Below are 12,907 nucleotides of genomic sequence, written 5' to 3' on the forward strand. Positions count from 1 at the left end.
TTCTATCCAAAATAGCGATGATAAATTGTTTTTGCTTCGCTTATATCTTTCGTTCCATGTACTAGTACACGTCCATCTTTGAAAGCAACTAATCTCTTTTCTTCAACTGAAAATGATAATAAATATGGATTTACATTTAAATCATTTACGCGATCTTTCAGCAGCTCTTTGTATCGTTCAAAATCCATTTCTTCTTTATGAGGTGGCCTAATTTGAACTGTATTTCTCCCGCATAAAACTGCTGTTTTCGATGTGTTTTCTTTATTTAAATACGGGTATATCGCACTCTCTCCGCACGAAGGACAATTATGCTTACGAAGCTTTTGCACATTCATACATGAATATTCATTCTTCCACACATCAAACGACACAAGTCCATCTCGAAGTGATTCATAATCTTCCACTAACAATTTAAGAGCTTCCGTTACTTGATGAGAAACGACGAGAGATACAGCAGGTGATATAATGCCCGCTGTATCACATGTCGCCCCGCCAAGCGGAATCGATTGTAATAAACAAGATAAACATGGCGTTTTACTAGGGAGAATTGTGTAAGAAAGGCCGTAACTCCCTACACATGCTCCGTAAATCCATGGAATAGAATGTTTTTGCGCTATATCATTCACAATAAAACGTGTTTCGAAATTATCAGTTGCATCAATCATTACATCTACGTTTGTAACAAGCTCTTCTAATTCCTCAGCTGTTACATCTTGAACGAGAGCCTCTACTCTTACTTCACGATTGATCTCTGCTAGACGTTTTTTTGCCGCTACAGCCTTCGGAAGATTATTTTCTACATCACTCTCTGCGTACAATTGTTGCCTTTGTAAATTACTCCAATCGACATAATCTCGGTCAACAATCGTTACTGTGCCAACACCTGCTCTTACAAACATCTCTGCATTTGCACTACCTAATGCACCTGCACCGATAATGAGTACATGCTTTTCTCTTATCTTTCGTTGCCCATCTTCTCCAATTGGAGAAAATAATTCTTGGCGAGAATATCGATTATTCAACTACGCTCATTCCTTCTAAAGGACTGCTTGCTGTTGCACAACGTTTACGTGCAATACGCCCCGCTTCAAATCCTAACCGTCCTGCTTCAATACTTAATTTCATTGCTTGTGCCATTTTTATTGGATCTTTTGCTCCCGATACAGCCGTATTTAATAACACACCATCCGCTCCTAATTCCATCGCAAATGCCGCATCAGCCGGGCTACCGATACCAGCGTCAACGATAACTGGCACTGTCGCTTGTTCAATAATGAAACTTAAATTTAATGGATTTACAATACCAAGCCCTGAACCGATTGGTGATGCTCCTGGCATAATTGCATGCACACCTAGTTCTTGTAATTTACGTGCTAATACAACATCATCAGATGTATACGGAAGAACGATAAACCCTTCTTCTAGTAACATTTCAGATGCCTTTAACGTTTCTACTGGATCAGGTAATAACGTTCTATCATCACCAATAACTTCTACTTTGATCATATCGCAAAGCCCCGAAGCTTTTGCTAATTTTGCAATACGAACAGCTTCTTCAGCATTTTTTGCTCCAGCCGTATTCGGTAATAACTTATATTTTTTCACATCAAGTTTCTCTAATAAATTAGGCTGCTTTGCATCAAATATATCCATACGACGTACTGCGAACGTTAAAACCTCAGCCTCAGATACATCAATTGCCTTTTGCTGTACATCAAAATCAGGGAATTTCCCTGTTCCTAATAAAAGTCTAGAATGAAATGAAAATGGTCCAATGTTTAACATAATCAACCGCCTCCTACGAAAGTTACAATCTCAATTTGGTCTCCATCAAAAACAGATGTATCTGTATGATCATCTTTTTGTAAAATATCTTTATTACGCTCTACTACTACAATTCTGTTATCTAACTCTAAATGTGTAAGTAGCTCAGCCACTGTTTTTACACTCTCTGGCACTTCCATTTGATTACCATTAATTTTTAAATTCAAACTTCCATCCCCTTTCTAAACCGGTTTAGAAAGCAATGAATCTAGCAAGTGATTCTCCTGCTTTCCTTCTATTAAATCAGCCATATACTGACCAGAAACCGGGCTTAATAAAATGCCATTTCGATAATGTCCAGTACAAGCATATAAACCTTTTATTTCTTCATGCTCTCCCATATAAGGAGCTTCATGATTTGATTGTGGCCTTAATCCTGCCCATGTGCTTTCCCACTCTGCTTCTTTTAAAGCTGGCAATATTGTATAAGCACGCTCTAATATAGAAGTAATACTTTCTGGTTGCACTGTTTTATTAAACGTATGAGGCTTCATCGTTGCTCCAATTACGTAACGTCCACCACGCTTTGGGGCAATGTAAAATCTTTCTTGGAAAATAGGCGCCTTTAAAAGTGGTTTTCTACTTCTTACCGCTACTACTTCTCCTTTAACTGGATATGTACCCCATTCGCGGTGAAAATAACCTAGTAACTTCGTGCTCCATGAACCACCCGCAATCACAACCTTCTCGCACGCGATAATACCTTCGCCTGTAACAATCCCAGTCACTTTATTATTTTCAATACGAATATCAAACACTTCTGTCTGTTCATATATATCAGCACCCGAGAATGACGCGGAATGTGCGAATGCTTTCGTAAGCTCTGGTGCAATAACATGACCGTCTTTTGGATAATATACAGCACCTATAATTGACTCAGATAGAAACGGCTCTTTCTCTCGTAAAAGGTCGCCTGTTAGAAAATAAGAATCTTCACCTGTTTTCTGCTGCCAATCCATAATGTGAAGAATTCTTTCCTTCTCATCTTCATTTTGGGCAATGCGATAAATGCCTTTCTCTTCATACCCAATATCGATGCCTGTTTTTTCACGTAAAACTTCTGCAAGTTGTGGAAATATAGCACGGCTTTCTCTAGCAAGTTCAAATAGTGGGTCATACGCATCCCATTCTGCCTGAACCCCAAGTAAACCAGCGGCTGCTTTCGAGGCTTCAGATGCAATTCTTTGCTTCTCTACAATCGCTACTTTATGTCCTCTTTCTGCTAGAAAATGTGCAACTGAACTACCAATTACACCTCCGCCAATAATCGCTACATCATACTTCTTACACATGTTTTTCCGCCCACTTTCTTATTGATTCCTTATAAGATTTTGCTTTGCTATATGGATTACTACTACTTATAATCCCAGACATAACAGCAATACCACTGACACCGTTAGTAAGAACATCCCCTGTGTTTTCCGTGGTGATTCCTCCAATTGCTGTAATCGGTATGGATAAACACTTTGCAATGTCTGAAACTTCTTCAAGCCCTCTCGCTGGCACACCTTTTTTACAATCTGTCGGAAATACATGACCATAGACGAGTGAATCCGCTCCATTCTTAAATGCATCGATTGCCTCTTCTAAGGAATGCACAGAATAACCGACATGCAAATAAGAAAACTTTTCTTTCACTGACCTTACATTTGCGCTTCGATATCCTAGCTGCACGCGCGGAATGTTTAATAAAATAGCAATATCAATTCGATCATTTATCACTATTTTCGATGCCGTAAAGCCTTTCTTCAAAAGACTTTCCACACCTTCATACAATTCCTTCGTACTTTTCTCACGTTCACGAATATGCAAATAATCAATCTCACTTTCAATTTGCATCGCTACATTCACTAACTCTTCGAATGACATGTGACCATTTGAGATTACATGAAGCTCATTTTTCATATTCATTCGCCTACTTTAAAATGTTTTCGAATAATTCCTCAGCCGGAATGATTTCTTTCGTCATTCCTTTATCTTTCAGCCATTTATTTTGTTTCTCCCATGACTCTTTTGAATCCGATAAGAATGGCTCATCTTTCGTTTCCATCTTCTCTAATAAAATTTTCATACTTTCTTTTTCAACTTCTGGTACAAGCGGGAAGTTTTCTTTTTCTTGATGATTTAATAAAATATTTAATGCTTCATCCGGATTTTTCTTCATGAAATCATAGCCTTTTTTCGTACCACGTAAGAAGGCTTGCAACGCTTCTTTATCTTTTTTCAACGTTTTATCACCTGTTACCAATACAAGCTCATGATAGTTTGGTACACCGTAATCAGCTGGATTAAAGTATGCTGGTTCATGACCTTCATGACGCATAACAGGTACTTCATGGTTAATATATGCCCCTGTTACCGCATCCACTTTTTTCGTAATTAGTGCCGGTACTAAATCAAAGCCAACATCGACTACTTTCACTGTATCTGGATTACCACCAGCTTCTTTTACCATCGTTTTTAAATACATCTCACTTAAAGGTGTTCCAGAATAGCCAACTGTTTTCCCCTCTAAATCTTTTGGCGATTGAATACCTGCTGATTTCAGCGATACAACATGATTTAATGGTGAACGTACGATAGCTCCAATTGATTTCACTGGAATTTGTTCATTTGCTTTTGCCATGACAACGTCTGGCTGATAATATAAGCCAACCGTTACTTTTCCTGCAGCTGCTAAAGTTAATGGGTCAGTCGGATTGGAAGGGAATTTAATATTCACCTTTACTCCTTCTTCTTTAAAGTAGCCTTTTTCAATCGCCGCATAAATAAAGCTATGTACCGCATTTGGGTACCAATCAAGCATGACCGTTATTTCTTTTTCTTTTTTATTCTTATCTGATGCAGAATTACTAGAACATCCAGTAATCATTGCAACTAATAATGTCAACACAAAGATGCGTTTTAAAAATTTCATGAATACTTCCTCCAACTAATAAATTTCTTTTCTAATACTGAGATAAGTATGACGAAGAAAATAGCTAATAATGATAACAATACAATGGGTGCAAATACACCTGCTCCGTCTAACTGCGTCATCATTCTTTTACTGAAATATCCAAGCCCAGCTTGTGCACCGAGCCATTCACCGATTGCTGCCCCAATTACACTAAGCGGAACTGCAATTTTTAAAGCTGAGAAAAAATAAGGAAGAGCAGACGGCAATTTTAATTTAAGAAAAACATCTTTTTTCGTTGCCCCATACGTAACTAATAGCTCCTCCCATTCTTTTTTCGTACTGCGTAGTCCATCATACGTATTGACCGCAATTGGGAAAAACGTAATTAAAACAGTAACAACAACCTTACTCCAGATCGTATATCCAAACCATAAAACAAAGAGCGGAGCAAGCGCTGTAATCGGAATCGTTTGTGAGGCAACTAATAGTGGATAAAATGCTCTCTCCATCCAATTACTCGCATTCATTAACATCGCTAGCCCTACCCCAAGTACGATAGAAATAGCCACCCCTATTAAAACGACGGATAAGGTTGCCGGCAAATGAACCGTAAATAATATATCTTTTAGTTTCCAGATCTTCATCACAATTGCAGACGGTGACGGTAAAATGTACATTTCGTCTACGATTCTTGCGCCTACTTCCCAAAAGGCAAGTAAAATACTAGTAAGTGTAAGGGCAGGTAATAGCTCCTTCAACCGGTTCATCATACGAGTACCTGCCTTTGTAACATACTAAGAAGCTCATCTTTAAGCGCTAACACTTCAGGCTTATATAAATCTTTTCTTGTTCGATTACGTTCAAGTGGTACGACCCTCTCGGTTAAAGTAGTTATCGGTTGCTGCTCTACTACTAAAATTCGATTAGAAAGAAACAACGCTTCTTCCACATCATGAGTGATAAATAAAATTGTTTTTTCCCACTCTTTCCATTGTTCAAACAGCCATTCTTGCAAAGATGCCTTCGTTAAAGCGTCCAACGCGCTAAACGGTTCATCTAACAACAATATCTCCCCGCCTGTTAATAAAGTTCGAATAAAAGATACGCGTTGTCTCATACCACCAGATAAATCTTTCGGATATTTTGTCTCATACCCTTGTAAGCCAAATTTATGTAACAGTTCCTTTGCCTTTATTTGTGCTTCTTTCTTCTGTACACCTTGGCACTCTAGCGGTAGGGCAGCATTCTCAATAATCGTTCTCCATGGCAGGAGCATATCTTTTTGGGGCATATACCCTACAGGATGGCTCTTTATTTCTGTCAGCTCTATCTGTCCCGTACTTGCTTCTTCTAAACCTGTAATAAGGCGAAATAGAGTACTTTTGCCGCATCCACTCGGTCCAATAATACTTACAAACTCTTTATCTTGTATAGAAGCATTTAATTCATTGATGATTGGCTTCTCATCATAATGAAAAGAAACATTATGAAACTGTAGTATGTTCTTGCTCCTCAAATCCCCACATCTCCTTACGATAGGACATATCCCAGAATAAATATTCAAATCGACTGGAATATAGGAATATCTCCTCTAATCGATCTAGCTCTTTGTCAGACTTTCCAACTGCCATTTCATTTAATAAATCGATTAACCAAATACAAAGGCTACCGTATTCTTCCGAACTATATCCTTGAATCCACTCACCAAAGAACTCATGATCTCTTGCTCCAGGAATATCGTTTAAACGCTTTCCAATTTCCCAGTAGCTCCACATACATGGAAGAAGTGCTGCTATTAATTCCGCAAGTGTGCCATTTTGAGATACAGACATCATGTAATTTGTATAGGCTAAATTTTTAGCAGATGGTTTTGCAGATTCTATCTCCTCTATAGAAATACCAAGTCTTTTTGCATATTGTTTATGGATCGTCATTTCTCCATTTAATATGCCATCAATTTGTTCAGCAAATTTCCCCATTACTTGTGGATTCGTTGCTTTTACAACACCAATCGCATATAGCTTTGCATAATCTAACAAATATAAATAATCTTGAATAATATAATACTGAAACTTATCTTTTTCTAATGTGCCATCTCCCATACCTACTACAAACGGATGATTATGACTCATCTCCCAAACTGGTTGTACAGTTTCTAATAATCTATCGCAAAATTTCATTTCGCTATCCCCTTTCAATTTATATATCTAAATAAAAAACCACTTCTAAATAAGAAGTGGTTACAGCAAATAAAATTATAATTTATTCGTTGCTCCACTTCCCTTCGCTAGTATTACCTAGATCAGGTCTGTAAGGGTTAAGGATTATTCCTCTCTCAGCACAACAAGCACCCCTAGTGGTTTCAATATGAAATTTTCAAACAAAAAAGCCCCGTTTCTATACGCAAAGAAACGGGGACTCATTATTAGTGTCCGTATTGCTTCCCTACGCTAGCATAATCTAGATCAGGTAATGAAAAGGATCAAAGGCTTACGGCCTACTCTCAGCTGGCAACACCAGCTCTCCTAGCAAACTATGAAATTAACACTGTCAGTATAACACCGTAATAAGACATCATCAACTATTTTAATTTTCTCAATTGTCAACAAAATAACAAAACTATATAATACTTATATTCTATGTTAGAAATTATTATCCTAATTAATTAGATAAAAAGGAATCATTATCCTCAAAAAATTTATTTTTATATTGATTTCATATTACATTTATGTGAATACACCCACTATATTATATCTTTATACTATAATAAAATTACAACTATACAACTAGAGGAGGTCTCTATTATATGAATATGAAAGCTACTGCTTTAACAGCAACTACTGTCGCAATTGCCTCTTTACTTCCTTCTATGGGAGAAACAAATGTACAAACAGCCAACGCTGAACAATTATCTAATGTGAAAACTGGATATGTCAAAGTCGATCAAGTAGCCTTACATACAAAAGATAACGCAAATAGCTCATCAATTGATACAATTCGCTTTAATACGAAAGTAAACATACTTGAAACAACTAATGGCTGGTATAAAGTATCTGTTAATAATAAAGTAGGTTACGTACAAAAAGATGCTATTCTACTAAAAAACAAACTTCAATCTAATAATCAATACATCGTTAATGCCAATGCATTAAACGTTCGTTCTGAACCTAATTTAGAATCTTCAATTTTAGATGTATTACCAAATGGAAAATTCGTTACCATTCAAGAAGAACAAGGCGAGTGGTATAAAATTTTACATAATGGCAAAACAGGTTACGTACAAAAAGCATTCGTGTCTAATGGTTCACAACCTTTAGTAAAAGGCATCACAGTTCAAAATAATACGAAATACACAGTTGCAACACCTAAACTTAATGTACGTGGCAACGCTAGTACAAGTAGTGCACTACTTGGTTCATTACAAAATGGTACACAAATACAAGTAGTGGAAACTGTAGGAACTTGGTATAAAATTCGTTTTGGCACAGGATACGGATACGTAGCAAAACATTATGTGATGCAAAATCAATCACAAGCTCAAACGGCTCAAACTACTTCCATTCCAGCAGTTTTCAAATTCCCTACTCAAGGAAGAATTAGCTCAACCTTTGATATACGCTGGGAACAAATGCATTATGGTATAGATATTGCAGCTCAAGGTAATGTCTCTATCCAGGCGGCGGCGGCAGGTAAAGTTGTGAAATCATATTATTCAGCTAGCTATGGCAATGTTGTGTTCATCGCCCATCAAATAAACGGGAAATTATATACGACAGTCTATGCTCACATGAAAGATCGCACTGTACAAGCTGGTGATCAAGTACAAGCTGGACAATTAGTAGGTCATATGGGCAACACAGGTCATTCATACGGGCAACATCTTCATTTTGAGTTACACAATGGAGAATGGAATTTTGAAAAAACAAATGCAGTAAACCCACTGCCATATTTAGTTAGGTAAATTGTATGCAACGCAATATCAATATACCTCTCTTAATTGAATATTTAGCCTTTTTAGGTTTAATCTGTTGTTTAATCATTTACAATACAAACACTGTATTTTTATCTATTATCATTGCTTTTGTGGCTTTAGAAATTATGATGGAATCCTTTCAAGTACAACTAAAACAAAAAATTGCCCATATATATAATGCCATCTTTCTATTAAGTGCCCTAATAACAAATATTATTAGTATTGGTTTTTATTTATCTACCGTATTTCCTGTATTCTTTATGGCTGTTTTATTATTCATAGCTAGATACATTCATGTCCCTACTAACAAAAAACACGAACAAAAAGCTTAGAAAGAGGAGACACTGTGTACCGATCTTTCAAAGATAATCCGCTAAAATATATATTGAATTTATACACAAAAATAAATACTTTTTTTGGTATACAAGGAAGTAATACGGCACAATTTCTCCTTTATGGAATGTTATTTCTCGTCTTAATTGCGTTCTCCTTGCTTTACTAATAAAAAAAGGATCTCACATAAACTTGAGATCCTTTTTAATTTATATAAATTTTTTATATAGAAAATGCTTTTTATCCACAAGCATATTTTTCATAAATAAAGCTAAGATTATATTTTTTCTCTAAGCTCATTCTTTGTTCATCATCACACCAATAGAACAGAATATCATGAATTGTTGCATAACGCTTATTTTTAAGAAATAGTTTAAAGAATGATGGTAAACAATCATGTAATTGTATAAATATATAATTGCGTAATATTTCTTCTTTATATTCAATGCCCTTACAAATATACAGCAATTCTTCACAATAATATGCATGTTGTGGAACTTGAATCATTTCGAAAAATGGCACATATGATAATAACTTCCCGATAAAATGATCATATCGATCCATTATTCCTATCGTCATATGCTCCATCATTTCTTTCATTACATATAAATAATCATCTACATGAGTAGTTTTCAATGGGTCTAATCGATCTGAAATTTGAGAAAGTACAGCTCTTTGACAAGCTAACACCGCTTGACTAGGTCCATAATATGATAGGAAGTCTGTACACTTATGATATTTTCGTAATAAGTCATGTGTGTATAAGTCATACACAAACGTATTACAATACATCGCTAGGCTCATCATATCACTATTTAATTGCTCTTTTGATAGTAATTTAGCTCTCTTACACATATAAAAGAATGTAAATTCTAATACTTCTTTATGAGATAATAGATGTTTACAATCCGTTATACATTTCTCATTAAATTTAACCCTATCCCAAATTTCTACATCCCCATCAGTCAATTCACCAATACGATATTTAATAATTAAATAGTTTAAAGCAACCGCTTGCGTCAAAAGATCCCACGTTTCATATTCCAATGAAGTGTGAACAAACTCAGCAAGTCCCTGAGTTATCATAAAAGTATTTGCTTCTTCATACCAACCAATCTCTTGGCATAAGCGAAGAATACGTACTAGAGTTGGAATTTCATCTTTATGAAACTGCGGCAAATTCTTTACTTTATCCATTCCATATACGATAAATGCCGCTAAATTTTCTTCTTTATAAAATTCTTTTTCTTTCCACACTAATATAGTTCGTTCTTTCCCTTCGCCTTTTGGATGACAAGGTACAAGCAAAGAAAATAATTCAGCGAAATTATTTGGTTCTATATATGTATCTGTAACCAAATTCCAATTTGGATCGCGCTGTACAGCCCTCATATAATTCCCCTTCCCTTTTGTCTACATAGGAAATATTAATCCATTATCACATCATTAACGATGAATATTGTTATATTCGAAATCTTTCATAATGCTTATATCTATCAGTATATCATTTTTTCTCTTATTAAAAATTAAGAATGACAAATTCAAAAAAAAATGTCGAAATTACTAACCATATATTTATTATATAATGTCTCAGATACATCATGCTAACATATTAGTTTAATCCATATATACTAGAATAATGCATCTGATTTTTATACGTAACTTATCCCACTAATAAAAATCTCTCTTCATTCCGTATGCTCCGAGATTTCACTTAAAGCGAATCCCGCTTGATCATCTGCCAATTCTCTTATAGCTAAATCGCCTAGTGCTAGCATCCCAACGAGTTGACCACCCTCAACTACTGGTAATCGTCTAATTTGATACTGTGCCATTAACTCTGTAGCTTTTTCAATAGAATCATCTGGAGAAACTGAAACAATGTTTGTTGTCATTACATTTGTAATTTTATTAGATCCAGGATGTTTCTCAGCAATCCCACGAACAACTAAATCTCGGTCCGTAACAAGCCCAACAACTTGCTCATTTTCAACAACTGGAATCAATCCAATCGATTCTTCTTTCATCTTTACAGCAGCCTCATATACATTGTCTAGCGGTGTGCAATGTACAACATGAGTACTCATAAAGTCTCTCACTCGTGTCATTTTTGTCTCCTCCTTTTTATACATACCATAGCTTTTCCTAAATCCCTTTATTTATTTCAGGAAAATCAGTTGATAAAGGAGGATTCCACAAAATAAAAAAGAGCCAGCATATTGCTGACTCTTTTTTTATGACCCGTACGGGATTCGAACCCGTGTTACCGCCGTGAAAGGGCGGTGTCTTAACCACTTGACCAACGGGCCATGGCTCCGCAGGTAGGACTCGAACCTACGACCGATCGGTTAACAGCCGATAGCTCTACCACTGAGCTACTGCGGAATAATATATGGTGGGCCTAAATGGACTCGAACCATCGACCTCACGCTTATCAGGCGTGCGCTCTAACCAGCTGAGCTATAGGCCCATACACTTTTACAGGGGCAGTAGGAATCGAACCCACACTGGAGGTTTTGGAGACCTCAGTTCTACCTTTAAACTATGCCCCTAAAGGATGCCGACTAGAGGACTTGAACCCCCAACCTACTGATTACAAGTCAGTTGCTCTACCAATTGAGCTAAGTCGGCATAAAAAAATGGTGGCTCGGGACGGAATCGAACCGCCGACACGAGGATTTTCAGTCCTCTGCTCTACCGACTGAGCTACCGAGCCAACATAAATGGCGGTCCCGACCGGGGTCGAACCGGCGATCTCCTGCGTGACAGGCAGGCATGTTAACCACTACACCACGGGACCATTTGGTTGCGGGGACAGGATTTGAACCTGCGACCTTCGGGTTATGAGCCCGACGAGCTACCGTGCTGCTCCACCCCGCGACAATATAATGTTTTTTAAAAAAATGGAGGAGGTAGAGGGATTCGAACCCCCGCGCGACTCTCGCCGCCTGTCGGTTTTCAAGACCGATCCCTTCAGCCGAACTTGGGTATACCTCCATGAAGGAAAAAATAAAAATTTTATTATTATATGTATCTAAACCATTTAAAAAGAAAATGGAGGAGGTAGAGGGATTCGAACCCCCGCGCGATTCTCACCGCCTGTCGGTTTTCAAGACCGATCCCTTCAGCCGAACTTGGGTATACCTCCGAGAAATATAATAAATAAAGTGGAGCCTAGCGGGATCGAACCGCTGACCTCCTGCGTGCAAGGCAGGCGCTCTCCCAGCTGAGCTAAGGCCCCATGTTTTTGGGAATATCGGGAAGACAGGATTTGAACCTGCGACCCCCTGGTCCCAAACCAGGTGCTCTACCAAGCTGAGCCACTTCCCGTTAATAAAAGCGCGCCCGAGAGGAGTCGAACCCCTAACCTCTTGATCCGTAGTCAAACGCTCTATCCAATTGAGCTACGGGCGCATATGGTGCCGAGGGCGGGGGTCGAACCCGCACGGTGGTCACCCACCGCAGGATTTTAAGTCCTGTGCGTCTGCCTGTTCCGCCACCCCGGCATGTCATATTGAAAATTGGAGCGGAAGACGGGATTCGAACCCGCGACCCCAACCTTGGCAAGGTTGTATTCTACCACTGAACTACTTCCGCAAGACATGTTTGAGTTATTTTATTAAAAGTGCGGGTGAAGGGAGTCGAACCCCCACGCCAAAGGCGCTAGATCCTAAGTCTAGTGCGTCTGCCAATTCCGCCACACCCGCATATTTTGTTAAAATGGTGAGCCATGAAGGATTCGAACCTTCGACCCTCTGATTAAAAGTCAGATGCTCTACCAACTGAGCTAATGGCTCTTAATGGCTGGGCTAGCTGGATTCGAACCAGCGCATGACGGAGTCAAAGTCCGTTGCCTTACCGCTTGGCTATAGCCCATT

The 12,907-nt window shown here is 37.9% G+C and carries 13 protein-coding genes, 18 tRNA genes and 2 riboswitches; of the genes, 2 read left to right on the forward strand and 29 right to left on the reverse strand.

From position 1 onward, the window contains the following. Positions 1-2: 2 nt before the first annotated feature. The 9 genes from thiF to tenA are packed head-to-tail and all read right to left on the reverse strand — an operon-like array spanning position 3 to position 6,903. Positions 3-1,022, reverse strand: coding sequence for a thiazole biosynthesis adenylyltransferase ThiF (thiF, locus tag QEP67_RS24125; protein ID WP_001065412.1), 1,020 nt, complete (start codon positions 1,020-1,022; stop codon positions 3-5). Further along, positions 1,015-1,785 (reverse strand): thiazole synthase, encoded by a 771-nt coding sequence (gene thiG, locus QEP67_RS24130; RefSeq protein WP_000931990.1) that lies wholly within the window; start codon positions 1,783-1,785, stop codon positions 1,015-1,017. Before thiG ends, thiF begins: the two co-directional genes overlap by 8 nt. Positions 1,786-1,787: 2 nt before the next feature. Further along, positions 1,788-1,991 (reverse strand): sulfur carrier protein ThiS, encoded by a 204-nt coding sequence (gene thiS, locus QEP67_RS24135; RefSeq protein WP_001049512.1) that lies wholly within the window; start codon positions 1,989-1,991, stop codon positions 1,788-1,790. 15 nt (positions 1,992-2,006) lie between these two features. Next, positions 2,007-3,116, reverse strand: coding sequence for a glycine oxidase ThiO (gene thiO, locus QEP67_RS24140; protein ID WP_000335192.1), 1,110 nt, complete (start codon positions 3,114-3,116; stop codon positions 2,007-2,009). Then, positions 3,109-3,729 carry a thiazole tautomerase TenI gene (gene tenI, locus QEP67_RS24145; RefSeq protein WP_000787184.1) on the reverse strand — a complete coding sequence of 207 codons (621 nt, stop codon included), beginning with the start codon at positions 3,727-3,729 and terminating at the stop codon, positions 3,109-3,111. Before tenI ends, thiO begins: the two co-directional genes overlap by 8 nt. 10 nt (positions 3,730-3,739) lie before the next feature. After that, positions 3,740-4,741 (reverse strand): ABC transporter substrate-binding protein, encoded by a 1,002-nt coding sequence (locus QEP67_RS24150; protein ID WP_000670445.1) that lies wholly within the window; start codon positions 4,739-4,741, stop codon positions 3,740-3,742. Continuing rightward, positions 4,738-5,490 carry an ABC transporter permease gene (locus QEP67_RS24155; RefSeq protein WP_033658907.1) on the reverse strand — a complete coding sequence of 251 codons (753 nt, stop codon included), beginning with the start codon at positions 5,488-5,490 and terminating at the stop codon, positions 4,738-4,740. Before QEP67_RS24155 ends, QEP67_RS24150 begins: the two co-directional genes overlap by 4 nt. Next, positions 5,490-6,239, reverse strand: coding sequence for an ABC transporter ATP-binding protein (locus QEP67_RS24160; protein ID WP_151035280.1), 750 nt, complete (start codon positions 6,237-6,239; stop codon positions 5,490-5,492). The genes QEP67_RS24155 and QEP67_RS24160 overlap by 1 nt, the downstream gene beginning before the upstream one ends. Further along, a complete protein-coding gene (tenA, locus tag QEP67_RS24165) occupies positions 6,208-6,903 on the reverse strand; it encodes a thiaminase II (protein ID WP_000666832.1) in 696 nt (231 codons plus the stop codon). The genes QEP67_RS24160 and tenA overlap by 32 nt, the downstream gene beginning before the upstream one ends. Positions 6,904-6,985: 82 nt before the next feature. Next, a riboswitch (TPP riboswitch) is annotated at positions 6,986-7,088 on the reverse strand. A gap of 60 nt (positions 7,089-7,148) precedes the next feature. After that, positions 7,149-7,260, reverse strand: a riboswitch (TPP riboswitch). A gap of 269 nt (positions 7,261-7,529) precedes the next feature. Here tenA and QEP67_RS24170 point away from each other — a divergent pair. Then, on the forward strand, positions 7,530-8,684 hold the full coding sequence (locus tag QEP67_RS24170) for an SH3 domain-containing protein (protein ID WP_048545817.1): 1,155 nt from the start codon (positions 7,530-7,532) through the stop codon (positions 8,682-8,684). Positions 8,685-8,689: 5 nt separating this feature from the next. Beyond that, the gene (locus QEP67_RS24175) at positions 8,690-9,028 is read left to right on the forward strand and encodes a hypothetical protein (RefSeq protein ID WP_001189485.1); all 339 of its coding nucleotides are present in this window, start codon (positions 8,690-8,692) and stop codon (positions 9,026-9,028) included. 241 nt (positions 9,029-9,269) lie between these two features. Here the strand turns inward: QEP67_RS24175 and QEP67_RS24180 are convergent, their stop codons facing one another. The 20 genes from QEP67_RS24180 to QEP67_RS24275 all read right to left on the reverse strand — a co-directional run bounded on the left by QEP67_RS24180 (position 9,270) and on the right by QEP67_RS24275 (position 12,905). Further along, positions 9,270-10,421, reverse strand: a complete 1,152-nt coding sequence (locus QEP67_RS24180; protein WP_001203048.1) for a DUF3965 domain-containing protein — start codon at positions 10,419-10,421, stop codon at positions 9,270-9,272. A gap of 296 nt (positions 10,422-10,717) precedes the next feature. Next, a complete protein-coding gene (locus QEP67_RS24185) occupies positions 10,718-11,137 on the reverse strand; it encodes a CBS domain-containing protein (RefSeq protein WP_000199000.1) in 420 nt (139 codons plus the stop codon). A 129-nt stretch (positions 11,138-11,266) separates the two neighbouring features. Next, positions 11,267-11,338: transfer RNA gene (locus QEP67_RS24190), tRNA-Glu, on the reverse strand. A 1-nt stretch (position 11,339) separates the two neighbouring features. Then, positions 11,340-11,414 (reverse strand) — tRNA-Asn (locus tag QEP67_RS24195). An 8-nt stretch (positions 11,415-11,422) separates the two neighbouring features. Further along, positions 11,423-11,499, reverse strand: a tRNA-Ile gene (locus QEP67_RS24200). Between the two features lie 11 nt (positions 11,500-11,510). Next, positions 11,511-11,581, reverse strand: a tRNA-Trp gene (locus QEP67_RS24205). A gap of 6 nt (positions 11,582-11,587) precedes the next feature. Continuing rightward, positions 11,588-11,660, reverse strand: a tRNA-Thr gene (locus QEP67_RS24210). 9 nt (positions 11,661-11,669) lie between these two features. Then, positions 11,670-11,745 (reverse strand) — tRNA-Phe (locus tag QEP67_RS24215). A gap of 8 nt (positions 11,746-11,753) precedes the next feature. Next, positions 11,754-11,829: transfer RNA gene (locus QEP67_RS24220), tRNA-Asp, on the reverse strand. Positions 11,830-11,832: 3 nt separating this feature from the next. After that, positions 11,833-11,909, reverse strand: a tRNA-Met gene (locus QEP67_RS24225). Between the two features lie 24 nt (positions 11,910-11,933). Next, a tRNA-Ser gene (locus QEP67_RS24230) sits at positions 11,934-12,026 on the reverse strand. Between the two features lie 58 nt (positions 12,027-12,084). Then, positions 12,085-12,177 (reverse strand) — tRNA-Ser (locus tag QEP67_RS24235). A 20-nt stretch (positions 12,178-12,197) separates the two neighbouring features. Then, positions 12,198-12,270 (reverse strand) — tRNA-Ala (locus QEP67_RS24240). A 15-nt stretch (positions 12,271-12,285) separates the two neighbouring features. Continuing rightward, positions 12,286-12,359 (reverse strand) — tRNA-Pro (locus tag QEP67_RS24245). 10 nt (positions 12,360-12,369) lie between these two features. Continuing rightward, positions 12,370-12,443: transfer RNA gene (locus QEP67_RS24250), tRNA-Arg, on the reverse strand. A gap of 3 nt (positions 12,444-12,446) precedes the next feature. Beyond that, positions 12,447-12,535, reverse strand: a tRNA-Leu gene (locus tag QEP67_RS24255). 16 nt (positions 12,536-12,551) lie between these two features. Further along, positions 12,552-12,626 (reverse strand) — tRNA-Gly (locus tag QEP67_RS24260). Between the two features lie 29 nt (positions 12,627-12,655). Continuing rightward, a tRNA-Leu gene (locus tag QEP67_RS24265) sits at positions 12,656-12,736 on the reverse strand. Between the two features lie 14 nt (positions 12,737-12,750). Beyond that, a tRNA-Lys gene (locus QEP67_RS24270) sits at positions 12,751-12,826 on the reverse strand. Positions 12,827-12,830: 4 nt separating this feature from the next. Beyond that, positions 12,831-12,905, reverse strand: a tRNA-Gln gene (locus tag QEP67_RS24275). Between the last annotated feature and the right edge of the window lie 2 nt (positions 12,906-12,907).

The sequence above is a fragment of the Bacillus cereus group sp. MS39 genome (assembly GCF_040448665.1).
Classification (GTDB): domain Bacteria; phylum Bacillota; class Bacilli; order Bacillales; family Bacillaceae_G; genus Bacillus_A; species Bacillus_A wiedmannii.

Excerpts from the sequence above, each read along its gene's own strand:
- thiG (WP_000931990.1), bottom strand. The coding sequence starts at position 1,785 with ATGTTAAACATTGGACCATTTTCATTTCATTCTAGACTTTTATTAGGA.
- thiO (WP_000335192.1), bottom strand. The coding sequence starts at position 3,116 with ATGTGTAAGAAGTATGATGTAGCGATTATTGGCGGAGGTGTAATTGGT.
- tenI (WP_000787184.1), bottom strand. The coding sequence starts at position 3,729 with ATGAAAAATGAGCTTCATGTAATCTCAAATGGTCACATGTCATTCGAA.
- QEP67_RS24150 (WP_000670445.1), bottom strand. The coding sequence starts at position 4,741 with ATGAAATTTTTAAAACGCATCTTTGTGTTGACATTATTAGTTGCAATG.
- QEP67_RS24155 (WP_033658907.1), bottom strand. The coding sequence starts at position 5,490 with ATGAACCGGTTGAAGGAGCTATTACCTGCCCTTACACTTACTAGTATT.
- tenA (WP_000666832.1), bottom strand. The coding sequence starts at position 6,903 with ATGAAATTTTGCGATAGATTATTAGAAACTGTACAACCAGTTTGGGAG.
- QEP67_RS24170 (WP_048545817.1), top strand. The coding sequence starts at position 7,530 with ATGAATATGAAAGCTACTGCTTTAACAGCAACTACTGTCGCAATTGCC.
- QEP67_RS24175 (WP_001189485.1), top strand. The coding sequence starts at position 8,690 with ATGCAACGCAATATCAATATACCTCTCTTAATTGAATATTTAGCCTTT.
- QEP67_RS24180 (WP_001203048.1), bottom strand. The coding sequence starts at position 10,421 with ATGAGGGCTGTACAGCGCGATCCAAATTGGAATTTGGTTACAGATACA.
- QEP67_RS24185 (WP_000199000.1), bottom strand. The coding sequence starts at position 11,137 with ATGACACGAGTGAGAGACTTTATGAGTACTCATGTTGTACATTGCACA.